Below are 24036 nucleotides of genomic sequence, written 5' to 3' on the forward strand. Positions count from 1 at the left end.
GTAGGTAATTTTCCGGACAATGGTAGAATATATGAATGATTTCTCGATTAAGCATTGCGCCAGATGCAAGGCCTACATTAAGATACCATTCCTGACAGCCGAGCAAAAGAAAGAAGTGGAGACTGTTAGGGAAAAACAAGGAATGGGATCAATACTCGCAAGAATAAGGGAGATTACTCGTTTCGACTTAATGGATTCAAAAATGCTTGCGATCCATATTAATGAATCCGGGCGTTGTAACAGATGCAACTATGATGAACTGGAAGGGGAAAATCAGACTTGTCCTAAATGCAAGTCTTTCAATTTAAATTAGGAATAGAAAACGCATCATAACAATGTGTATGTAATCGCCGGCATCAGCTGACATTTAATTTCGTTATTTTTGGTAGGTCGGCACGCATAGCTAAACCTAGGCCGTAATTTTATGGACATCTTCAGACCCCTTACTTTGATTCTACTCTTCTTAACTACTTCCCCTGTAGTTGGGCAACACAAGGACATTTACAAAGAATTGAATACTCTCTACCAGGGACGGTTAAAGTATAGTTTTGATTCATTCATGGATACTTGGGAAAGGGCGTCAAGGAGCAAGGGGAAAGTTGTTACAATGCTTACTGGAATGGAAAAAACTATTTATCAAATCCACCACGATTTCTTTCAACCACTTAGCTTCAGATTTTATGGGTGGGAAGCATGGGAAGATCGGTCGTGGTTCACTGATACGAAGTACATTGTAATTCAGAATAAAGTACCGTTCAAAGTTGTCGACAATTTAGACTCTTTGAAAGACCAAGTAGATTGTCCCGACACGATATTTAATTTTAGGCCACAAACTATTTTTAATCAAGCCACAACTCTGTACCTCTTGCCTGAATATGAGGACGCATTGAAGAGATTTTTAGACGAGGAATGCTTTCGTGAGCAAGGGCCTGTTAATCCTAAAACTGAGTTTCTTGAAGAAAGGATACGGACGACACTAAAAATCGATTGGACAACGATAATTACACAGCCTGAAATATTTGCAATATATCTTTCAAGAGATTTAAAAAGCGCAGTGATTGATTACCGATTGGCAAGTACTGGCATGAGATCCCTTTTACAAAAGGAACATGAACATTGGGTGATCAAGAAATCAGAAGAATTGTGGATTGAATAAAACTACCGGAACAATGTGGGTCTTGGAGGAACACGTTTAAATGCAGGTTTTGGTAGCGTCTAACTAACTGTGTAAAGGTACGATTGACCAGGTCAATCGATGGTTTCAAAAGTCACTACCTTTAACACAGTACAATGAAAAATAAGAAAGGAATCACATCCTGTTGTCAGTAAGGTTCTCATACCTGAGTTTCTCAAGCAGTTTAGACTTGTATGCCAGGCATGCGGCAGCCATGGAATTGACATAATCGATTTTTAACTTGTCGCCATCGGCAGGGAATTTGAAAATATTCTCGGTGCCGGTTTTGTTGAGCTAACAGAACAAGAGAAACAATACTTGAAGAGAATGGAGACCTTTGAGACGCCAATTGACATTATAAGAAGAAAGATGGGACGGCGGCTACTAACAATGCATATAAAATATGCCGGTAGTGTTGATGAGTAAAAATAATTTTGGTTACCGGCATGCTTTATGCGAACGTTATAACAATTTTTAAGACGGCATTGTGAACGCGAACAAGAATGAAAAACATAGAGGGCTAGAACGTTACTATAAGAAACTCATAATTGAGTTGTGCCGAAGGGGCGTGTCAGCGATTCATGATATAAGAAAATATACGCTATTGCATATATTCGAGTGGTGTGGTAATTTCGGGACGATACTCTACATAGTAAGCAAACCAAAAAGGACAATGAGAATAGGCGAATTTGAGTTCACTTCCGTCAATCATTTTTTGTGGCAATGGAGTATTACTGGTTGATTTTAAACAGGACTTTTTTAGTCTTGATAACGGACGACCAGTTGATTGGAATTAAAGTACACGGACTAATAGGGACTGACAGCAGTGACCCCTTGGTGAATTTGTTACCTCTGACAGTTGACGGGAATCTTCAAAATCCATACTCCTACATCAACGCGAAATATATTGAGGGCATTAAAGGCATAGATTTGAGATCTCATGACTTTCTAGAAGCTAACCACTCCAATTTCAGAATCAACAAGTCGGACATTGTCGAGACCGCTTACGACAAAAAAAAAGCGGGGGATGGGATATTATCCGCATGACGGCAAGGTTTATGTTAAGACGCGAGATGGTAAGAAGAGAGAATTTATAATCCTGGGAGCGCAGTCGGGACAAGACATTAATAACAGATTGAGATAAAAAAAGCTACGCGCAACGTGCATATAAATCATGCCGGCAGATATATTAATAAATAGTTATCATTTTGGCTGTGCACGCTTTAGATGCGAACGTTGGCTGCCCTTTTTCCAATAGCAATTTTGACGAAGAACTAATATGAATGCACATGTTCAAAAAATGTTCAACCTATCTGTCAAATCTCTTTAATTGGAGAAAACGCGGATTTCGGTGGTGTCAGAATGCAGAACTCGGCATTTCTTAACATGCTTTCTTAACATCGATTGAGGGGGCGCGCTAATGTTTGATCGACCGGTAAAGGAAGAGAAGCAGTAAAAAAAGGTCCGGATCGACGAAGAAAGTCTCGTTTAAACATCTCCGTGTCGGGCATCATGGTAGATGCCAGTTTTTAAGGTGTTGCATGCCAACGCGGCAGGTAACGGGACGAATAGAAATATCGCTTCATAATCAGAGGGTAATGACGTTTCAATCGAACAGTACAGTATCTGTATGACCGAATAATGTCGCTATGCCGGAACAGTAACGTCCGCACCGGAATTTAGTCCCAGGAATGTTTTGATCCGATCAACAGCAGACCGCACCGGTTATCGAGAATAACCCACTCGGTCCGGCGGAGAAGAGCGGTATCCGTACCTATCTCGCGGGCGAAAAAGCGCATATCGCTGCGGTTCTGGTAGTCGGCGATATCCAAATGAAAGTTGCCGTTAAAGACCAAATCGGGCCCGCTATAAGCCGTAATGTGATGTTCTTTCAGGAACTTTACTTTCTGTAGAAAAACATTTAACTCATCTCCTTCGAATACACTATCGATGTTGCATTGGGTGGGTGGAAGGTAGCGACGACCACTCAGACAGTTTTTGTAATACAATCTATCGCCTATATGGCCATAACCTGCGTGTGTAAGCATGATGTCATAACGATCGGGAACTCTTCTAAAAATATCATTCATGTACTCCAAATCCTCTGCAATGTGAAGGATGGTTGAATCCGGGTATAGCTGATCGAATTTTTTATACCAGCGTCCGAGGTGCTCTTTTGTCCGGGGCGGTGGTCTGTCAAAATCCCTGAATACATACGCTACAAAAATGATCACGCCTATCAGTGCGAGCAGAGCGACCCCGAAAAGTATGGCGAGTATTTTCAGAACTTTAGAAATCATAATGTTTTCAATTCTCAAGTGGGGCCAATAAACTATTGGCGGGGCCGCATCACAAAATCGTCGAACCGCGCCCACTGATTTGCCGGACCTTGAAAATGTAACCCGGCGCGCGGACTCCGGTCCCACTGCGGCAGATGCGCTACCGGTACAGGTACTCCGGCTCCCAGTGCTTTCCATTCCTTGCCCGGGCGGGCATAGTACGCCTGGCATAATCCGTTGCCCAGCACGACAAACTTTAGCCGGAGGTTCTTCCCCCCGGCGGCATGCAATGTGGTGCTGTCCACTACGGTGCGCACATTGTCTTTTACTTGCCAAAACTCTACGGCATGGCCGCGCACACCGATGCCGATGGCCGCGCCAGCATCGCCGTAAAATACCAGTCCCTTTAATGCATCGTTTTGATTCGTTACGGTCGCTTCCAGCTCGAATGCGCCGGAGCGGGGCCGCACCGTCGCCACCACACCGGTGTTGTTGCCGGGCCCGGTGGTGCCGGTCAGGCGGAGTTTGCCTTTGCGTTGGGTGATGCGGGTTGTTGTGTGCCGGAAGTCGTATTGCCAGTGGGGTGCGACGGAGGGGCCGGAAAAGTCGTCGGTGATGTTTTGGAGCGGCAGGTGTTTGTCGACGGGCGTCAGCGACGGCCAGCCGTTCGCGTTCCAGGAAAGTTGTGCGAGCATGCCCTCGCGGCCGGTAAAGACGTGGCTGCGGCGGTTGTAGGCGTGGTAAAGATAGTATAGGCTACCGTTGTCGGCCTGTACGAACGTGCCGTGCCCGGGACATTTCCAATCGGGTTGGTCGGCCAGGAGCGCGTCGCCGTCATATTTTTCGTAGGGGCCCTGCAGGCTGCGGCTTCGGGCCACGCGTACATGGTAGCTGCACGCCTGCCCGCAGCAGGCGCCGGCCGAATAGAACAGGTAGTAGTAGTCGCCGTGCTTCAGGAGGCTTTGTCCTTCCATGCCGATGCGCTCGTCGTCGCGCAGGAGCGAGAACACGTCACCCTCGAGCTTCAGGCCGTCGGCGCTGAGCTTGCTGCCGAGCAGCTCGATGGGCCGTTGGTCGAGCCCGTAGGCTTTAAAGGTGATGTACAGCTGGCCGTTGTCGTTGTAGAGAAAAGCGTCGATCGCTTCCTTGCCAAAGTCGACGACGATGCCGCGGTCGACAAAGCCGTGGTCGGGATGTTGCGAGGTAGCCACACCGATGCAGGAGACGTTGTCGGACGCGCGGCGTGCCGTATAATAAACATAATAGGTGCCCTGGTGAACAAAATATTCCGGTGCCCAGAAGGAGCCCGTGGTCCACGCGGGTTTTACATCGAACAGATACCCTTGGGGTGTCCAGTCGGTCAGGTTCGTGGAACGGTAGATGGGGTAATACGGCGCCCACTCCGACGAGGTGGCGATGGCATAATACTGGCCGTTTGCCCGGATCACCGACGGATCGGCAAAATCGCCGGGTACGACTGCCGTCGGCGCGCCTTGCGCCAGGCAGGAAACAACCGGCAGGCTAAGGGCCAGCAGCCACGCGCAATATACCTTGGTTATGAGAGAATACATGAGAACGGGGGTTAGACAGCCCTAAGCTAAAAGATTTTGCCGGCTTTTTAAAGGCCGGGGTGTTTGAAATTGGCGGTCACCGCGGGCGTGGAGCATGGAGCACGAACGTTGAGACTGATTAGTGGCAGTGTTCTTTCATCCTTTCGTCTGCCGATTGTGATCCCAGTTCCTTTGCTTTGCTCCAGTCGGCACATGCCAGCTTCTTGTCACCGAGGTTAAGATGGGTGTTACCTCTGTTGAAATAGGCCACGGGATTATCGGTTTTCAATTCAATAGCCCTGTTATAGTCTTCCATTGCGCCTTTGTAATCTCCGTTGTTATCTTTTAGGGCGGCTCTATTCACAATGGCGTCAACAAAGTTCGGGGCCAGCTCAATTGCCTTATCGTAGTCTCTAAGCGCTGACTTCCATGTGTGCAATTCATTCTTTGCGATAGCTCTTGAATAATATGCGTTTGGGTCGTTAGGATTAATTTTCGTTACAAGTGTCCAATTAATAATGGCGGACCCAAGATCCCTTTTATTATATGCATCAAGTCCTGCCTTGAAATAATGAACTTCCAGGGTAGGGTCCATTTTAAGAAACTCCGGTTTCCTGTGGTCCATCATCGCGCCATATCCATCCAGGCGGCAATCAAATGCAAATCCCTTCACATACAAGTCCAATGCCCAATAAAGAAGATTCTCAAGGTCAACAGGAATAGGTTTTGTGTCTCCTGCCATTTCCCAATGGTCGCCAGCTTTCGCCGAAGATTTCATTTTAAATCCATAATTCTGCGTCAGAAATCCTCCCAGTGAATCAAGTTTCTTTTTTGAATCTGAAATGTAAACGATGTCGAAAGTCCCCAGTGCGTTGTCGGTCAGTCCGTTTTTCTTGAATTGGTTATACACGTCCTGAGCTGATACCATTTCTTTTTGGAAGTTCGATACGAATTCCTCGTGCGTAAAATATCTTGTCATTGTTTGCGCTTTATTCTCTTTTGTCGGGCAACAAAAGAATACGATTGATACTGTAAATTGTAAAACTACTCTGTTCATGAGCCTTGCCTGTTTGTGTATATGCTATGGCGCGGATAAAAAATAGTGATTATTTTCTAACAACGACAGCGCCAAATATACCTTCATCTGATTTCAACTTTGCCTTCCATGTGACGATGTCGGAGTCAGGTAGATGAGGTCCGTATAGAAGTTCTTTGTCGAATTCACTGAAAAGGTTGTTGCATTTATAGCATGTCAGAACTTCCGTCCTTCCACCCATATATTGGGGTGGCACGTGCTCGATCGTTAGGAAATTTTTGCTATTATTTTTCTTAACGTCTGATTCATTAAAAGCCATCATACATATGGGGCAGATAACGATATCCTTTAGCGCGTCACGGTTATACTGAGGATTCTCACAAAGCAGTTCTATATTTCTTAGATAGCGCCTGAATAAGTGCAATTTTCGTTTTTCCTTGCTCATGCTTATTGATATTTCATTCTTCCATCATAATCGCCTATGAATAACTGAAGCCTAGAAAGTTTACCAGTTACCGCTACACCCGGAGGGCTCGGGTAAAAGTGATGCTTGTCAAGCATATTGCCTGAGTAAAGCGCGTGAATGTCGGGCGTACTTCGTGTGTGGGCTGAGTAAAGATACAAGGGCGGTATTTATTTCGGTACGCCAGGCTTAAAAGCAAAAGAGGGCGTCTCAAAAGTCGAGATGCCCTCTTTTTGTTTTTGTGGGTTTGGGAGCGAGTTTTTTTAGAGATTAAAAAGAAGGCGACAGCTTACGCCGCCATTTTTGCCAGATTGTGGGCGATAGCAAGTAATCCGGTCTCTATTCGACCTTCGGAAGGCCTCGGAGCATAAAACGCTTGAAGTTTTTATTGTGCTTGATGTTAGCAAACACGGGTTCTATATCCGCCGGGCGGCGTTTGCGATAAGCGATACCCTCTTGGCTTTTTAAGCGGGCATCAGCTTGGCGTTTAAGTTTTCGTAGTCTATGATTGATTTCAACCTGGCGATTGCCTTTTTGCTCATGGCATACATCTCTTAAAGGGCATCGTCGGCAGTTTGATTGGGAGCGTAATCTTTAAAGATTACTTTTGATTTAGTTATCACAAAAGCAAGATAACGCCTTGCACTAAGAAGAGGACCTCGGTCTTCTTCTTTTTTTTGCCCTAACTCAAATAAGAGAGGCTGCCCCTTTTGAGACAGCCTCTTTTCGCTGTGGGCCCCGCCGGGCACGATCCGGCGACCTACTGATTATGAGTCAGCCCCGATAGCTATCGGGGTAAGCAACTGAGCTATTTCGTGAAATCGTAAAACATAAGGTATAAAAAAAGGTCCCGATGTTCATCGGGACCTCGTGGGCCCAGCTGGGCACGATCCAGCGACCCCCTGATTATGAGTCAGGTGCTCTAACCAGCTGAGCTATGGGCCCTTCTTTCGGACGTATAATCCTGAAAGGACGCCAAAATTAACGTTTTTTTCTATTCCGCAACATTCGCACCGGTCATTTTTAGCGACTTCTGTTCCGCCAGAGTCCATTCCTATTCGCTCCTCAAACTCTTCACCGGGTTCGCCACCGCCGCCTTAAACGACTGCCAGCTGACCGTAACCAGCGCAATCAGCATGGCCAGCGCTCCCGACAGCATAAAAATGCCCACACCGATCTCCGTGCGGTAGGCAAAGTTCGTCAACCACTGGTTCATGACATAGATCGTCACCGGCACCGCCAGCACAAACCCCACGACCACCAGCTTCAGAAAATCCTTGCTCAGCAATGCCACAATGCCTGCGACAGAAGCCCCCAGTACCTTGCGCATGCCGATCTCCTTCGTGCGCTGCTGCGCAGTGAACGCTACGAGCCCGAACAGGCCCAGGCAGGCAATAAAGATGGCCATGCCGGCAAAGATGCTGAAGAGGCTGGCGAAGCGCTGGTCGTTGCGATACTGCAGGTCGAAGGTCTCGTCCACGAAGTTGTAGCGAAACAGGTTGCCGGGGAACATGGCGGTGTAAGCCGATTGGATCCTGCCCATCACACCGGCAAGATCTTTTGTGGCCAGCCGCACCGATACCTGGCTGCCGGCGAGCGTGCGGCCAAAGACGATGTTCTGCTGCGCCTGGTGGGCCGACGACCAGCTGAAGTCTTTATAGACGCCGATGATGCGGGCCTCGTTTCCGCCGATGTCGAGCAGCTCGTTCACCGCGGCGGCGGGGAAGGAGTAACCCAGGTTTTTAGCGGCCGTTTCGTTAACGATCACCAGCCAAGGTGAGCCTTCGCCGTCTTCCTGTGCGGTGACATGGCCAAAGTCTTTTCCGGCGACAAGCCGCAGGCCATAGAGCGGTGCGAACGCCGAGTCGATGTAGGTGGCTACGCCGCGCAGGGCATCGGAAGGATCGTCGGTGGCTTTGCGGATGGAAGCGCCATTCCAGTTAAAGCCGCTGCCGGGGAGGGACGACGACATGGCGGCCTGCTGCACGCCCGGCATCTGCCGGAGCTCGGTCAGGAAGGTTTGCATGGCGGAACCGCGGTCGGCGTTGGCGGGAAGTACGCGGGGTGCCTGCACGGCCATCACCTGCTCGAGGTTCAGGCCGAGGTCGAGGCTGCGCATGAAGTCGAGCTGGTTATAGACAATCGCTGTGCCGGCGATCAAGACGATGCAGGCGGCGAACTGAACGATCACGAGCCCTTTGCGGAGCCAGAAGTGCGCCGACAGCGAGGAGCTTTTGCCCTTGAGCGCAGTAGCCGGCCGGAACGACGATAACACAAAGGCCGGGTAAAGCCCTGCCAGCAGGGTGCCCGCCAGCAGTGTACTGCCGAGCGCCAGCAGGAAGCGCGGCTCGAGCCACTGGTCGACGGCCAGCTGCGTTTCGGCAATACTGTTCACCACGGGCAGCAGCATCGACGTAAGCGCCAGCGCAATGACCAGGGCGCACACATTGGTGAAAGCCGACTCATATAAAAACTGGATCACCAACTGCTGCCGTTTGGCGCCGACGGCCTTGCGCACGCCGACCTCGCGTGAGCGGTTGAGCGCCCGGGCGGTGGCCAGGTTGATATAGTTCACGAGCGCGATCACCAGCGTGATCAGTCCGATGACCAGGAAGAAGTATACTGTTTTATAGCTTCCGGCAACGATGTTGTCGGTGCCGTTGATATCGGAGTTCAGGTGGATGTCGGACAGTGGCTGGCCGCGGAAGGCTGCCGACGCACCCTGCTGACGCAGAAAATCGCCGCGATACTTCATATATACATCGGTCATCTTGTGATTCACTACCGTGTGGTCTGCGCCGGGATGAAGCTCGATATAGGTGGTAAAGTTGTTCCAGCTCCAGCCTCCTTCGGGCTCGTTCGCATAATCTTCGCCTTTCAACAGATCGTCCACGGGCAGCAGCATATCAAACTGTAAATGGGAGTTGGCGGGAACGTCGCGGAACACGCCCGAGACGGTAAAGGTCTTTTCGATGTTGCCCGTTACCTCCAGCGACTGGCCTATGGCTGGGCTCTCGCCGAAATATTTCTTCGCGGCAGTCTCCGACAACAACACCGTGCCGGGAGCAAGGGCACGCTCTGCGCTTCCGGATACGAGCGGGAAGGAGAACATCTGCAGGAACGCCGCATCGACATACAGCGCCTTGTCTTCTTCGAACACCTTGTCGGGCGCGGCGGCGTTCACAACAATCGCATTTTCGGAATGCACGCGCGTGACGTTTGCGATCTCGGGCACTCCTTCTTTGAGCGCGGGCGTCAGCGCCTGTGCCGTGTAGGCGCCGGTGCCCATCACCTCGCCGTTGCGCACGTAGGTTTGCACGACGCGGTAGAGGTTCTCTTTCTTTTGGTGGAATTGGTCAAAGCCCGATTCAAACGCTACGTATTGAAAGATGATGAGGCAGCAGGTCATGCCGATGGAGAGGCCGACGATGTTGATGCTGGAAAAGCTTTTGTTGTGGACCAGGTTTCTCCACGCGATCTTGAAGTAGTTTTTAAACATGGCAAGAGGATTAGGTTTCCGAGACTTCGGTCGTGCAACTCTGGCGGCAAGAACGGTGCCATGCAAGGGATTGCCCCTGGCGCCGAAAAACAGCGGCCAGCGTAAAACGCCTTGTGCGGATTTGAACCGCGGTGACTCGGAAACGGACAGCCTGTGTGGCCTCGTGCCGCGTAAGCCATTTCGTAGACATGTACTCAACCTGACCGATGTTGCGCTCTGTCGGATAGATTTTGAAGCGGTCTGTTGCTGCAAAACCAGGATTTTTCAGCAAAGAACAGCGGATTTGCTGTTTTGCCGGGCGGCCGATCATCAGACGATCCTTTGAAAAGGGGGGGTATTATCACATCTTTGGCACTGAATCGTCAAACCAGCATTTGTGGCGCAGGAATCTTCCGTTAAAAACCTCATTTTCGATCTGGGTGGTGTCATCCTGGATCTTTCCGTCGAACATACACTTCAGGCATTTGCCAATATTTCGGGGCTGGACAAATCCGAGGTGACAAAACGGTTTGTCACGTCCGAAGGATTTGTGGCGTACGAGAAGGGCCTGATCGACGACGTGGGCTTTCGTGCCTTTGTGCGCGACACGTACCCGGTACAGGCAGACGACGCCGCGCTGGACGCCGCCTGGAATGCCATGCTGCGCGGCCTGCCGCTGAACAAGCTGCAGCTGCTGCTGCGCCTGAAGGAGCAGTACCAGTCAGTGCTGCTGAGCAACACCAACAACATCCACCTGGAGTATATCAACACGCGCCTGCTGCCGCCGGGCGAGCGGTCGCTCGATCCCTACTTCCACCGCACGTACTACTCGCACCGCATGCACAAGCGCAAGCCCGATGCCGAGATCTTTGAGCAAGTGCTGCACGAGAATAATTTCCAGCCGCACGAAACGTTGTTCCTGGACGACAACGCAGAAAATATTGCCGGAGCCCGCAAGCTGGGCATTCAAACCGTGCACGTCATTACCCCCGATCTGATAATCGATTATTTCCATGCCTGAGGAACGCCGCAGAATCCTGATCCAGACCGGATTGTTTATCGTAACCTTTATCACCACCACCCTGGCCGGAGCGGAATGGGTATATGGTAAATCCCTCTGGATGCTGGGGTACGGCTGGAACGCCGAGTATACCTGGGCCGACTTTGTGAACGGCATGAAGTTCTCCGTGCCCTTTCTCCTGATCCTGACCGTGCACGAGTTCGGCCACTACTTCACGGCGATGTATAACAAGATCCGGTCGACGCTGCCGTACTATATTCCCTTTCCGCCCGGTATATTCCTGTCGCCGGGCACGATGGGCGCTGTCATCCGCATGCAGGACCGCGTGCGCAATAACCGCCAGCATTTCGATATCGGCATCGCGGGGCCGCTGGCCGGGTTCGTGGTGGCGCTGGCGGTCATTGTCTACGGGTTTGCCACGCTGCCGCCAGCCGACTATGTATTCCAATTTCACCCCGAGTATAAAAAATTCGGGATCCACTACGCCGACAGTGTTTATACCAACGAGTTTGTGGTGAAGTATGCGCAGGAGCAGCTCAAACAGCACCAGGAAAAACTGAACCTGACCGACGCTGAGTTCCAGGAAGCCCTGGAGAACGTAGGCGTGACGGATGTGCGGGTGGGCTCGACGTTGTTGTTCGAGATCTGCAAGGTATTCGTAGACGATACATCGCGGATCCCCAACCCGCACGAGCTGATGCATTACCCGCTGCTGCTGGCCGGGTTCTTTGCCCTTTTCTTTACGAGCCTCAACTTGCTGCCGATCGGGCAGCTGGATGGAGGACACATAACGTACGGCCTGTTTGGCTGGAGAACGCACTTCGGGATTGCCTCGGTGGCGTTTATAGCGTTGTTGTTTTATGCCGGCCTGGGGGTGATCCGGATCGGTACACCGAAAGACGGGCTTCCCCTCATGGTGCTTTACAGCGTGGCGCTGATGTTCTTCTACTACGTCTGCTTTGCGGCGTTGGGCGGAAGTAAACGGAACCGGGGCATGTACGCCGTGCTGATGTTTGCCGTACAGGTGTTACTGACGTGGATATTTCCCGCCATCGATGGGTATCCCGGCTGGCTGTTCTTCGCGTTTATCGTAAGCCGCTTTGTGGGCGTGCAACATCCGCCTTCCGAGATCGAGGAGCCGCTCGATACCAAACGCGTGATCCTGGGATGGATCTCGCTGCTGGTGTTTGTCATATCGTTCAGCCCGGCGCCGCTGCAGCTGGCCACGCTGGGACGATAGACCGGATCACCGCACCAATATCTTTTGCGAATAGAAGCTGTCGCCGTGGCGAAGCTGGAGTATATACATACCCGGCGCCGGCTGGCGTAAGGTGATCTGCTGACCGTCGGCTTTCACCTCGGTGTCGAAGCCGATCGGCTGGCCGGTGATGCTGATCACGCGCATCACCTGGTGGTGGCGGCTGTCGAGGTAGAAGGTGCCGTTGCTGGGGTTGGGATAACAATGTACCGGTGTGGCAGTCTCGTCGGGATCAATGCCCGTGACGGGGTTCGGAGGGCCTTTGCCAAAGATGGGGCGGATCATCAGGCTGCCGGTGATGCGGTCGTTGGGTTCCCAGATCTGGTTGATGTAATCGAATATCTTATCGTGTGTGTCCTGGCTGATGTCCAGGCCGAGGGCCGCCACGGAGCTGCCAAAGGCTATGTAGAAGCGATCCTGCACCAGTACGACCTCGGGTATATCGATCCGCTGGAACTCATTTACGCCCCGGCGCTGGAGCGTCTTGCCGGGAATGACATATAAGATCTTGTCGTTGTCGGGCAGGCCATCGGTATCGCCGTAGATGGTAAAGTCCGCCGTGCGGCTGCCCGTGAGCCCGAATGCGGGGAAGTAGGCATAAAAGCCTGCCAGCGTATCGAGCTGCCCGGCGGGAAGGTCGAATGCATAGGCCACCTTGTTGTCGGGCGAAGTCATTTTGGCGGAATATTCCGCGGTGCCGTCGTCGTAGGCATAATAGTCCCGTAGCCAATAGGTAACGGACAGGGTATCGTTCACGGTGAAGTCTACCGGGGCAAAGCCGGGGGCTTGCGGATCGGAGTCGTCGCCGGTGATGCGGAAGGTGAGCTTGATGCGGGTGGAATCGGCCGTGGGGTCGAACTGCGCGGCATCTGTCGTATCGGGCAGGTTCTTGATGTCGAGGGAGGCGTCATAAATAACACTCGACCGCACGCGCTCGAACGGGCTCAGGATACCCCCGGCACTGCCTTTGACACCACGGCTTCCCAACGATGTTACATACGGTGTCGCCACGCCGCCGGTATAATTCCAAAACGTGCCGGTGACGGAATAGTCGATCGAGATCGGTGACGACTGGTTCTTCATATTCTGCACGTCGAACTCCACGGGGCCGATGGTCTTTTTATTCTCGCGGAAGTGCTGGATCGGCACGGCGTAATACTGACCGAACAGCTGCGTGGCGGGCGAGGCAATGGCGCGTTCGGGGAACGAGTCGTCGTTCAGCGCGCGGCCGTCGGCGAGGTAGATATAGTCGAGGTTCCAGGTATCGAACGGGCCGGACTTGCGGCCATAGTTCTGAAAGCGGAATTGAAAGCCTTCGTGATAGTATTTCTCGGCGGTGATGCCGATGATCGTGTCGTAGAACACATCCGGCTGGAAGGTGTCTTTCGTCTGGATGCGCATCACGGTCTCCCAGAATCCGTCGATGTTCTTGAACTGCAGCTGCAGGTAGTCGGCTTCGTCCGGCGGCTCGCCGTGGCCCTGCCACTGGTAAAAGAAGCTCAGGAATACGGTGTTGCGCTGGGCCGTCGGCACCGCCGACAGGTCAATGGCATGCGACATCAGCGTGTCGCGAAAGCCGTTCAGCATGTTGTCGTTGGAGTAGGGTATACCGAGTGCGTCCAGGCCGTCGAACGTGGCCACGTTCAGCGAGGGGGCATTCCAGCCGCCGTTGCTGACGCGTACACTTTTACTCTTGAACCACAGGGAGTCCAGCGGGTAGCCTGAAATGTAATTGGTGTCGCGTTCATCGATGACCGTAAACGAGAAGTCCTCCCAGAAGGGCAGCGCCATTGTATCGAGCACCTGCGGTGCGATACGGGCGGACTGCAACGGGCGTGGCTGCGTGCGCGGCAGGGGTTGCCGGGTAAGCTGGGCCCACGAGGCCGTGGTCAGCAAACACAGCAGCAACAGCGTCAGGGCTGTGCCCGTGCGCATGGTGCGAGCAGGCCGCGCGGGCCCGGGGAGTACGGTACATCGTTTTGTCATCATTATTCGTCTGCAGGCGGTTCGGTTCCTTCTTTGCCTATCCATACCCTAACGATATCACCGAACTTAACAATCTCTCCGCCCGCGGGTTTTTGTTTCAATACTACAGGTACAATGCCGACGGTGTCTTCCACCAGCTCCACTTCCGGGATCAGGTCGGCGCCGCGGATGTAAAAAAGGGCTTCGTCGCATTCCCGGCCTTCCAGGTTGTCCACCGCGAAGCTGCCGCCGTGACCATCCATGACCACCAGGTCGATCACCGACCCTTTCGGCACCCGCACATTGGGCTCGACGTGCGCGCCCTTGTATTTCATTTCCTTCACGACATTAAAGGCACCCCGCACCAGCTCGATGCGGCCGCGCTTCAGCTCATTGCTTTGCAGCACCGCGTCGGCGTTTACGACCGAGCCGTCTACCAGGTTCGGTACCGGCACCGTCGGCGGATTGATGCGATTCACGGAAATATCGATTTTGCGCCCCTCTTTTACCTTGGCGCCCGCGTGCGGGAATTGTTTCAACACGGCCAGCGGCGGATGCTCCGACGAGTACGACGAGTCGTTCACCTCATAGCGCAGATCTTTCGTCAGGAAATTGTCCAGCTCGCTGATCGTCATACCTTCGATGTTAGGCACCGTGATGGTCTCGCCGTGGTTGGTGGCGCGCGGCAGGTAAACGAAGAAAAATAGTACGATCAGGATAATTACAATGATCAGCGCCAGCAAGATGGTAATCAGGATGCCGCCAAGGGTATTACGACCGTACTTCTTATAGATGAAATTCATGTATTCTGGAATATAACTATACGACTAGAATTTGAGCGACGATTTGAAATCGCGTTCAATGCGCTTGCCGCGATCGTACCGTTCCTGCGCAAGCGTGAGCAGCCGGGTGATAAGCTTCGCGAAGCTCACACCGCGCTCTTTCCACATGACCGGGTACATGCTCGAGTTGGTAAAGCCCGGGATGGTGTTGATCTCGTTGACATATACCTTGCCCTTTTTGTCGAGGAACAGGTCGACGCGAGAGAAGTCTTCGCAGTTCAGCGCTTCGAACGCTTTAACAGAAGCCTTGCGGATCTTTTCGGCCACCGGCTTGGAAAGTTTGGCGGGCACGTCTATGCGTACGGCATCGGGGTCGACATACTTGGCGTCGAAAGTATAGAACTCGTACTTGTCGCTGATCACCACCTCGCCCGGGTAAGACGCTTCCGGCGGATAATTGCCCAGGATGGCGCACTCGATCTCGCGGCCGGAGATATACTCTTCGACAATTACTTCATTGTCATATTTGAAGGCGTCGTCAAGCGCCTGCTTAAAATCCTTTTGCGTTTTTACTTTCGACACGCCCACGGACGAGCCGAGGTTGGCCGCCTTTACCATGAAGGGGGCGCCAAGCTGTTTGGCGATTTTGCTGAAGGTAAACTTGTCTTTCTCGTCGTAGCGGAAGGTGAGGAAGTCCGTGACGGGCAGGCCGGCTTCTTTGAGCAGGCGCTTGGACACGATCTTGCTCATGGACATGGCCGAGCCGGTCACGCCCGTGCCGACCATGGGCAGGTCCATGGCTTTTACCAGGCCCTGAATGCTGCCGTCTTCACCGTCGGTGCCGTGCAGCACCGGGAAGACGATGTCGGCCTGAAAGCGTTTGCCGGTTTTGAGGATGATAAACTCGGGTTTGCCCGGGTTGAGAGAAAGTGCCAGTGCCTGGCCGTCTTTGGCGATGTCTTTGCTCACGCCGCTGGTCAGAAACCACTGTCCCTGCAGGTTGATACCGATGGGAAGGGGCTCGTATCTGTTCTTGTCGATGTATTCAAAAATGTTGCGGGCTGAATTGATGGAGACGCCGTGCTCAACAGACCGGCCGCCATAGAGAATGGCTACTTTCTTCTTTTTAGGCATTCAAAAAATGTTTATTGCCGAAAGATAATGAAACCCTGCGCATTATGGCTCACCGAAAGCCGGAACCGGCAGTTTTCTCGCCTTTTTGCCGGGCTACGGGGGCTATTGGCCGCTCCGCACAAAACGGGTGGTCCACACCTGGCTGGAGGTACGGACACGCACCACGTATACGCCTGGTCGGAGGGTATCTACCGGCACTGCATAATCCTGGTTGCGGGCATCGGCCAACGATTCCTGACGCACCAGTTTGCCCAGGGCGTCGACCACTTCAATGGAGGCATTGGTGGCATCCTGGAAGTTGAAGGCGATGTAGAAATTGTCGCTGGCAGGGTTGGGGTACAGCGTGAACGGCTGCGGCACGAAGAAGTTGATGTTGTCGAGGTAGAAGTTGTTGCCGTTGCCGTTGGTAAAGACAAAGGCCAGACGCACGTTTTCTTGTCCGGCGTAGGCGTCGAGGTTAACCCACAGGGTACTCCAGTCGCCGGCCGCCGTGGGGGCCCAGGCTGTCGCTCGGATTTCAGCGGTGGCCAGCAGTATATCTGTCAGCGCGGTAAACGTCGTACCACAATCCGAAGACGCCATGACGGTTACGTAGTCGGCCTGCGCTGTGCCGCGACGCCGATACGACCAGTCAAAGAATAGCGTGGCCCTCGCGGTATGCGAAAAGTCCATGACCGGGCTGACATACCACGCCCGGTCTGACAGCAGCGCGTTGTTGTAGGCATTGAAATAGACCGCGCCGTTGTCGGTAGCGTCGGCGGCGTTACTGTTGGAGGTTTTAACGTACTCCCAATTGTGGTCGCTGCCGGAGTTTGCAAAGGTCCAGCCGGTATCGGGCAGATCGTCGAAATTCACCCGCATGGGAATGCTGCCGGTGGTCTCGTCCCAGAAGGTCTTTTGCGACAGGCTGTTGTTGTACGGATCTTCATCGTCCACGCCGTTGGGCTCGGTCAGCTCAAAGTATAATTCATTTTCGCGCAGGGTGAGCGTGAGGCCCGATACGGTCACATCCATTTGCGCGCCGGTGGCCAGGTTCAGGCCGGTGAACGAGCGGATGATGGGCGTGCCGTCATTGACGCTGTATAACAGGTTAAAGGATGTCAGAGGTTCTGTGCCGCGGTTGGTAATGCGCAGTGTAGGGGTGGGGGTGGCATCGCACGAGATGGTGGGCAGGTCGACTATGGCTGTCAACGCCACGTTGTTCGGCACGGGGTTGGGTTCGAGCAGCGCATGCGATGAGAGCAGTGACTTGCGCCGCGGGCTGTTTTCCAGCACCGTGACCATGCGGCCGATCTGCCCCTGTGTGAACAGGTTCATGCAGGCATCGTCGGTATAGTCCATGTAGTTCTGAAACATGGGCGCTTCGCCGTTGCACCACCTGGCCGTGGGTGACAGCGGGTGGCTGGGGCAGTTGTATGTCTCGGTGCGTTGCGGCGGGGTGTCCGCCACGTAGTCGGTGCCGCCGCAGTTATCGATGTCGCCCCAGATATGCCGCAGGCCCAGAAAGTGGCCCACCTCGTGGGTGGCGGTACGGCCGCGGTTATACTTCGGGTCGAGCCCGGCAAACGTGCCGTAGCCTTCGAACGACGAGCCAAAGTCGGTATAGCTGAACACGGCACCGTCGGTGCTCGCCAGCTCACCCTGGTACTCTTCCAGGCCGGGCAGGTCGGAGACCGGAAACTGCGCATAGCCCAGGTACCCCGACAGGCGGCACACCCAGATGTTGAGGTAGTCTTCCGACGGCCAGAAGCTTTGCGCTTTCAGCTGGCTGTTGTCGTTGATCGTCCAGGTGGACTTCGAACCCTTTACACGCACGATGCCGTTGGTGGGAAGGCCCTCGGGCGTTTGACGCGCCAGGACAAACTCCACGGCGATGCTGCCGGCCACGCCGGCAAAATCCGCCGGAGTCTGGTCGGCATCGGTATTCTGGCGATTATAGTCTTTGTTGAGCACGGCGATCTGCGAAAGGACCTGCTCGTCGGAGATGTTACTGCCGACACCCTCGGGCTCGCCGTTGTGAACGATGTGTACGACGACGGGGATGTGATAGGTAGACGCCTCTGTGCGCAGGGTGGAGCGCTGTTTAGTCTTGCGCTGCAGCCACGACTCGAAGTCGCGTTTCTCCGGAAGCTTCTTTTCCAGGACCAGCTTTTGCTCATACTCCACCGTGGCGCAGCGTTGCTGTGCCTGGAGATCGAATGTAAAAAACACAAGGAGGAGGCAACCGAACGATGTCGACCACCTGAGGCAGGATTGTAATACGGGTAAGGCCTTCACAGAGTTAAGCGTTCAGCAACGTGCCATTGTTAATGGTTACAAGATACTAAGAGTAACCCGAACGGCCGATGCCGGAGCCGGATAGTTGACCGGAAATTAGACGACCGGCGTCTTTTCTGCTACGGCTGAAAAAGGGAGCGGGACGCGCGCAGGATCAGTGTCCGACGGGCGTGAGGTTGATCACCTTGATCGAACGCACTTCGGGCACGGCTTTGCGAATGGCTTCTTCCACCCCGGCTTTAAATGTCATGGTAGACATGGGGCAGCTGCCGCAGGCACCGATAAACTCCAATTGAACCTCGTGGTCTTCGGTGACCTGGTGGATCTTCACGTTGCCGCCATCCGCCTCCAGGTAGGGACGAATGGAATTCAGAGAATCTTCAATCTTTTGGGTGAGGTCGCTAATGGTATTCATCGGGTTGTTTGTTCTGCCTGCTGGATGATGTAAAGGTACTACTTTCGTGCGGTTATCCTGCAACTTCCGTCAGTTGCGTAGGCTGGCCGGCATTGCGGATGGCCACCTGGCGCGCCAGCGTTTCCGCCAGCGTCTGGAAGGCTTCCGCCATCGGCCCGTCTTTCAGGGCCGCGGGCAGGCCGCTGTCGCCGCTTTCGCGGATGCCCTGCACCAGGGGAATCTGCCCTAACAGAGGAACCTGATATTGCGCCGCTAAGTTCTTGCCGCCGTCTTTTCCGAAGATATAATATTTGTTATCGGGCAGCTCTTCGGGCGTGAAGTAGGCCATGTTCTCGATAATGCCCAGGATCGGCACATTGATCTGCGGCTGTTTGAACATGCCGATGCCCTTTTTCACGTCGGCCAGGGCCACTTTTTGCGGGGTGGTCACGATCACGGCGCCGGTCACGGGCACGGTCTGCACCATGGTGAGGTGAATGTCGCTGGTGCCGGGAGGGAGGTCGATGAGGAGGTAGTCCAGGTCGCCCCAGTCGGCGTCGCTGAAGAACTGCTTCAGCGCGGAGCTGGCCATCGGGCCGCGCCACACCACGGCGCTATCGGGCGGTGCCAGAAAGCCGATCGAGATCAGCTTTACACCGTATTGCTCAATGGGAATGATGATGTTGCGGCCGTTGACCTGTTTCACCGCGGGCTGTTCGTGCTCGCAGTTGAACATGGTGGGCACCGAAGGGCCGTAGATGTCGGCATCGATCAGGCCCACCTTGGCGCCGGCCCTGGCCAGCGACACGGCCAGGTTGGACGTGACGGTAGATTTGCCCACGCCCCCTTTGCCCGAGGCGACCGCAATGATATTTTTTACCCCCGGCAGCAGCGGCGCGTTGTCGCGCAGCGTGGTGACGGACGCGGTCATGGTGATGTCGAGGGCAACGTCCGGGCCGATCACGGCTTCTACGGCGTCCACACAGTCCTGGCGGATCTTTTCTTTCAGCGGACAGGCCGGCGTGGTCAATACCACCGTAAAGCTCACCTTGCGGGGATCGACTTTCAGGTCTTTAATCATGCCCAGGCTTACCAGGTCGCGTTTCAGGTCGGGATCGTCTACCGTCGAAAGGGCTTTTAAAATATCGGATTGGGAAAAACTCATGTCTGTGGAAACAGCTAAATCATCAAAAAAGTCTCAAAACCGCCGCAAATTAGTACGAAAATTGTTTTCCCCGACGGGCGCCCCTTGAATCATTGATTAGTATCTTTGACCCCGGCCTCGCTTCACCCAATTTTCTACAGGCCGGAGCGAACCGACCAGCATGATCAGCCGTGAAACGATAGACGAGATCCGGAGCAAACTGGATATTGTGGATGTGGTGGGCGATTTTGTCACCCTGAAACGTTCGGGACAGAACTACAAGGCCAAAAGCCCGTTCTCGAACGAGAAGACCCCGTCGTTTTACGTCGTTCCTTCCAAAGGCATCTTTAAAGACTTCAGCAGCGGCAAAGGCGGCGATGCCATCACGTTCGTGATGGAGCACGAGGGCATGAGCTATGTGGAGACCCTCCGCTACCTGGCCAAGCGCTACAACATCGACCTGAAGGAAGACCACCAGCGGACGGCCGAAGAACAATCGCAATACACCGAGCGCGACAGCCTCTACGGGCTCATGAACTACGCCAAGGACCAGTTCAAGGACCTGCTGTTCAACACCGACGACGGCCGCGGCATCGGCCTGAGCTACTTCCGCGAACGCGGCTTCAACGACCGCACCATTGAAAAATTCGAGCTGGGCTACACCCTCGACCAGTGGGACTACCTCAGCAAAAAGGCGCTCGGCATTGGCTATACCAGCGACCTGCTGGCGAAAGCAGGGCTCATTGTGGTGCGCGACGACGGCCGTTCCTACGACCGCTTCCGCGGACGCGTCATCTTTCCGGTACACAACCTGTCGGGAAAGGTCATTGCTTTTGGCGCACGCATCCTTACCAAAGACAAAGATCAGCCCAAGTATATCAACTCGCCGGAGACGGACATCTACCACAAAAGCCACGTGCTCTATGGAATGTACCAGGCGAAGAATGCCATCCGTCGTGAAGACTTCTGCTACATCGTAGAGGGCTATACGGACGTGATGTCGATGCACCAGGCGGGTATCGACAACGTGGTGGCCTCGTCGGGCACGGCGTTCACCGAAGAGCAGGTCAAGTTGATCCGCCGCTTTTCGGAGAACGTGACCGTGATGTTTGACGGCGACGCGGCGGGCATCAAAGCGGCGCTGCGCGGCATCGACCTGGTGCTGAAGGGCGGTCTCAACGTGCGCGTGGTATTGCTGCCCGACGGCGACGACCCCGACAGCTTCTCGCGCAAGATGCCCGAGACGGAGCTGAAGCAGTACCTGAAGGAGCACGCCAAGGACTTTATCTCGTTCAAGATCGACCTGCTGGCCCAGGAATCGGGGCACGACCCGATCCGCCGCGCCGAGGCGATCCGCGAGATCGTCACCAGCATTTCGCTCATACCCGACCCCATCAAACGGTCGGTCTACATACAGGAGACCAGCACGCTGCTGAAGATCCAGGAGGCTGTCCTCCAGACCGAGCTGAACAAGATCACGTTAACGGAACGGGCGAAGACAACGCCGGCCGAGAAAGGCCGCAACCGGAATATGCCGGGGCCACCGCCCGACGACGTGCCGCCGGTGTTCGTACCCGGCGAAGACGAGCCGGTGTCCACCACCAGCATCGCCGCCAGGATCGAACGCCTGGAACGCGAGACTGTGCGCATGTTGGTATGTTATGCAGACGAGGCTTTTGAGCCTGAAGTACGGGTTATCGATTATATGATGGCCGAGCTGGAAGACGTCGAATTTGAAAACTATATCTATAAAGAGATCTTTACCGCGTTCCTGGAAAACTACCGCAACGGCGAGGTGATCGACCCGATGTATTTTATGGAACACGGCACGTCTGATATAAAAAACATCGTGGCCGAGCTGACCACCCGTCGCCACGAAGCCAGCAAAGGGTGGAATGCCGAGAGCATTTTCTTTCCGGATGAAAAGGAAATCGTTCACGACGCAGTATATTCCTGTGTCATCCGATTAAAGCTTTATAAAGTGCAGGGGATGATGGAAGGTAAAGTGCAGGACATGAAGCAGGCAAAAACAGACGAAGAATTCGAAGAGCATTTCACCATTTTTGAACAGCTCAAAGGCGCTGAAAAAGACCTGGCGGCCGTGCTGGGTATTGTTTTCTCGAGCTAACGGAACAGACCTATATAATTTTTTGTTCACCACCTACAAGTACGGGATTTTGTTATGAACCAGATCAAACTGAACACGATCGAAGAGGCACTGGAAGAGATCAAGAACGGGAAAGTGATTATCGTGGTAGACGACGAAGATCGTGAGAACGAGGGCGACTTTATCTGTGCGGCGGAGTGTGTAACGCCGGAGATCATAAACTTTATGGCCACCCACGGCCGCGGCCTGATCTGCGCGCCGCTGATCGAAGACCGCTGCGAAGAGCTGGGGCTGGACCTGATGGTGGGTAAGAACACCGCGGCGTTCGAAACACCCTTTACGGTGTCGGTCGATCTGATCGGCCACGGTTGCACCACCGGCATTTCCGCGCACGACCGGTTCAAAACCATCCGTGCCCTGGTGGACCCGGAAACAAAACCCGAAGAGCTGGGCAAACCCGGCCACATCTTTCCGCTGCGGGCCAAACGCGGCGGCGTGCTGCGGCGCAGTGGCCATACCGAGGCGGCCATCGACTTTGCCCGCCTGGCGGGGTTTAAACCGGCCGGTGTACTGGTCGAGATCATGAACGAAGACGGCACCATGGCGCGCCTGCCCGACCTGGTAAAGGTGGCGGAGCGCTTTAAGCTCAAGCTGGTGTCGATCAAAGATCTCATTGAATACCGCCTGCAGCAGGAGTCGCTCATCCGCCGCGAGATCGAAGTAGACATGCCCACCGAGCACGGGCACTTCCGCCTGGTGGCATTCGAGCAGACCAACACCCAGGACGTACACATGGCCCTGGTAAAAGGCACCTGGGAAAAAGACGAGCCCGTGCTGGTGCGCGTGCACTCGTCGTGCGTTACGGGCGATATCTTCGGCTCGTGCCGCTGCGACTGCGGACCACAGTTACACCGGGCCATGGAAATTGTGGAGCAAGAGGGAAAAGGCGTGGTGCTGTACATGAAGCAGGAGGGGCGGGGCATCGGCCTGCTCAACAAGCTGAAGGCATACAAGCTGCAGGAGCAGGGGCTCGACACGGTAGAGGCCAACCTGCAGCTGGGCTTTGACATGGACGAACGCGACTATGGCGTTGGCGCCCAGATTCTTCGCAGCCTGAACATCACCAAGATCAGGCTCATCACCAATAATCCGAAGAAAAGGGTTGGACTAATGGGCTATGGTCTGGAAATTGTGGATAATGTTCCGATCGAAATTGTACCCAATCCGCACAATGAACGTTATTTGTTAACGAAGCGTGACAAGCTCGGACATACTATATTGAGGACATCAAAAACTAAATGACAGGAAAACGATCACCGGCCAGCCTCCTTCCGAAAAGACCGGCACCCCGTGCCGCCCGGCTGACGCGTGTCGTTCCCGTATTGATGCTGCTCTGCGCCTGGTCGGGCGTACGCGCCCAGGAGTGGCCCTTTGAGCTGTGGCACGAAGGCAAGATCGTGCTGCTGGAGGGCGATACGCTGCGGGGGCTTGTGAAATACGATCTGCAGCAGGATGTGCTGCAATACAACGGTGCCAGTGGCCAGAAAGTAGTGGCCTACTCCGCCCGGAAGGTCCTCTTCTTCGAGATCTTTGATAACACGGTGCATCGCTACCGTCAGTTCTTTGCCCTGCCTTTTAATACACCCGCGGGCTACAAGTCGGCGGTGTTCTTTGAGCTGCTCGAAGAAGGCAAGATGACACTGCTCGCCCGCGAGGCACTGGAGTACCGCACCTACAACAACCCGTACTCGTACTATGCGTCGTCCCGCCTGGTGCTGGTCTACAAATACTTCTTCATGGACGACAACGGTAAGATCGAAGAGTTTACCGGCGACAAACGCGACCTGCTGGACCTGATGGGAAAAAATGCAGACGACGTGGAGAAATATATCAAGACGAACCGGCTGAAAGTGGACGAAAAGTACGACTTTGCCAAAATAATAGCCTATTACAATTCACTATACGGCACCTAGC

General features: G+C 53.8%; 16 protein-coding genes, 1 tRNA gene and 1 pseudogene. 6 read left to right on the forward strand and 12 right to left on the reverse strand.

Features of this window, described 5'->3' with window-relative positions; genetic code table 11:
- Nucleotides 1-424: 424 nt before the first annotated feature.
- On the forward strand, nucleotides 425-1156 hold the full coding sequence (locus tag KK078_RS11840) for a hypothetical protein (protein WP_254090488.1): 732 nt from the start codon (nucleotides 425-427) through the stop codon (nucleotides 1154-1156).
- A 1697-nt stretch (nucleotides 1157-2853) separates the two neighbouring features.
- Here the strand turns inward: KK078_RS11840 and KK078_RS11845 are convergent.
- From KK078_RS11845 to KK078_RS11865, 6 genes and pseudogenes are all read right to left on the reverse strand, one after another.
- Nucleotides 2854-3474: a hypothetical protein gene (locus KK078_RS11845; RefSeq protein ID WP_254090489.1), complete on the reverse strand. Its 621-nt coding sequence runs from the start codon at nucleotides 3472-3474 to the stop codon at nucleotides 2854-2856.
- 32 nt (nucleotides 3475-3506) lie between these two features.
- Nucleotides 3507-5024, reverse strand: a complete 1518-nt coding sequence (locus tag KK078_RS11850) for a family 43 glycosylhydrolase (RefSeq protein ID WP_254090490.1) — start codon at nucleotides 5022-5024, stop codon at nucleotides 3507-3509.
- A 118-nt stretch (nucleotides 5025-5142) separates the two neighbouring features.
- Nucleotides 5143-6060, reverse strand: a complete 918-nt coding sequence (locus KK078_RS11855; protein WP_254090491.1) for a tetratricopeptide repeat protein — start codon at nucleotides 6058-6060, stop codon at nucleotides 5143-5145.
- 731 nt (nucleotides 6061-6791) lie between these two features.
- A pseudogene (locus KK078_RS30805) lies at nucleotides 6792-7078 on the reverse strand (transposase); the annotation flags it as partial.
- Between the two features lie 295 nt (nucleotides 7079-7373).
- Nucleotides 7374-7447: transfer RNA gene (locus tag KK078_RS11860), tRNA-Ile, on the reverse strand.
- A 109-nt stretch (nucleotides 7448-7556) separates the two neighbouring features.
- Nucleotides 7557-10001 (reverse strand): ABC transporter permease, encoded by a 2445-nt coding sequence (locus KK078_RS11865; protein WP_254090492.1) that lies wholly within the window; start codon nucleotides 9999-10001, stop codon nucleotides 7557-7559.
- Nucleotides 10002-10377: 376 nt separating this feature from the next.
- Here KK078_RS11865 and KK078_RS30650 point away from each other — a divergent pair, with 376 nt between their 5' ends.
- Together KK078_RS30650 and KK078_RS11875 are read left to right on the forward strand one after the other, a co-directional pair.
- Entirely contained in the window at nucleotides 10378-11001 is a 624-nt protein-coding gene (locus KK078_RS30650) for an HAD family hydrolase (protein WP_254090493.1), read from the forward strand.
- Nucleotides 10994-12241, forward strand: a complete 1248-nt coding sequence (locus tag KK078_RS11875; RefSeq protein WP_254090494.1) for a site-2 protease family protein — start codon at nucleotides 10994-10996, stop codon at nucleotides 12239-12241. Before KK078_RS30650 ends, KK078_RS11875 begins: the two co-directional genes overlap by 8 nt.
- Nucleotides 12242-12247: 6 nt before the next feature.
- Here KK078_RS11875 and KK078_RS11880 read toward each other — a convergent pair whose 3' ends face one another.
- From KK078_RS11880 to KK078_RS11905, 6 genes are all read right to left on the reverse strand, one after another.
- Nucleotides 12248-14248, reverse strand: a complete 2001-nt coding sequence (locus KK078_RS11880; protein WP_254090495.1) for a T9SS type A sorting domain-containing protein — start codon at nucleotides 14246-14248, stop codon at nucleotides 12248-12250.
- Nucleotides 14248-15027, reverse strand: a complete 780-nt coding sequence (locus KK078_RS11885) for a PASTA domain-containing protein (RefSeq protein WP_254090496.1) — start codon at nucleotides 15025-15027, stop codon at nucleotides 14248-14250. Before KK078_RS11885 ends, KK078_RS11880 begins: the two co-directional genes overlap by 1 nt.
- A gap of 24 nt (nucleotides 15028-15051) precedes the next feature.
- Nucleotides 15052-16140 (reverse strand): D-alanine--D-alanine ligase family protein, encoded by a 1089-nt coding sequence (locus KK078_RS11890; protein WP_254090497.1) that lies wholly within the window; start codon nucleotides 16138-16140, stop codon nucleotides 15052-15054.
- A 102-nt stretch (nucleotides 16141-16242) separates the two neighbouring features.
- Complete coding sequence (locus KK078_RS11895) at nucleotides 16243-18351, reverse strand: M43 family zinc metalloprotease (protein WP_254090498.1); 2109 nt, start codon at nucleotides 18349-18351, stop codon at nucleotides 16243-16245.
- A 220-nt stretch (nucleotides 18352-18571) separates the two neighbouring features.
- Entirely contained in the window at nucleotides 18572-18832 is a 261-nt protein-coding gene (locus KK078_RS11900; protein WP_254090499.1) for a NifU family protein, read from the reverse strand.
- Between the two features lie 52 nt (nucleotides 18833-18884).
- Complete coding sequence (locus KK078_RS11905) at nucleotides 18885-19976, reverse strand: Mrp/NBP35 family ATP-binding protein (RefSeq protein WP_254090500.1); 1092 nt, start codon at nucleotides 19974-19976, stop codon at nucleotides 18885-18887.
- Nucleotides 19977-20136: 160 nt separating this feature from the next.
- Between KK078_RS11905 and dnaG the strand changes: the two genes are divergently transcribed.
- Genes dnaG through KK078_RS11920 form a run of 3 tightly spaced genes read left to right on the forward strand, consistent with a single transcriptional unit; the run spans nucleotide 20137 to nucleotide 24035 of the window.
- On the forward strand, nucleotides 20137-22083 hold the full coding sequence (gene dnaG / locus KK078_RS11910) for a DNA primase (RefSeq protein WP_254090501.1): 1947 nt from the start codon (nucleotides 20137-20139) through the stop codon (nucleotides 22081-22083).
- Between the two features lie 54 nt (nucleotides 22084-22137).
- Nucleotides 22138-23364 (forward strand): bifunctional 3,4-dihydroxy-2-butanone-4-phosphate synthase/GTP cyclohydrolase II, encoded by a 1227-nt coding sequence (locus KK078_RS11915; RefSeq protein ID WP_254090502.1) that lies wholly within the window; start codon nucleotides 22138-22140, stop codon nucleotides 23362-23364.
- On the forward strand, nucleotides 23361-24035 hold the full coding sequence (locus tag KK078_RS11920) for a hypothetical protein (protein WP_254090503.1): 675 nt from the start codon (nucleotides 23361-23363) through the stop codon (nucleotides 24033-24035). Before KK078_RS11915 ends, KK078_RS11920 begins: the two co-directional genes overlap by 4 nt.
- Nucleotide 24036: the final 1 nt, after the last annotated feature.

It is taken from the genome of Dawidia soli, from assembly GCF_018598185.1.
Taxonomy (GTDB): domain Bacteria; phylum Bacteroidota; class Bacteroidia; order Cytophagales; family Cyclobacteriaceae; genus Ohtaekwangia; species Ohtaekwangia soli.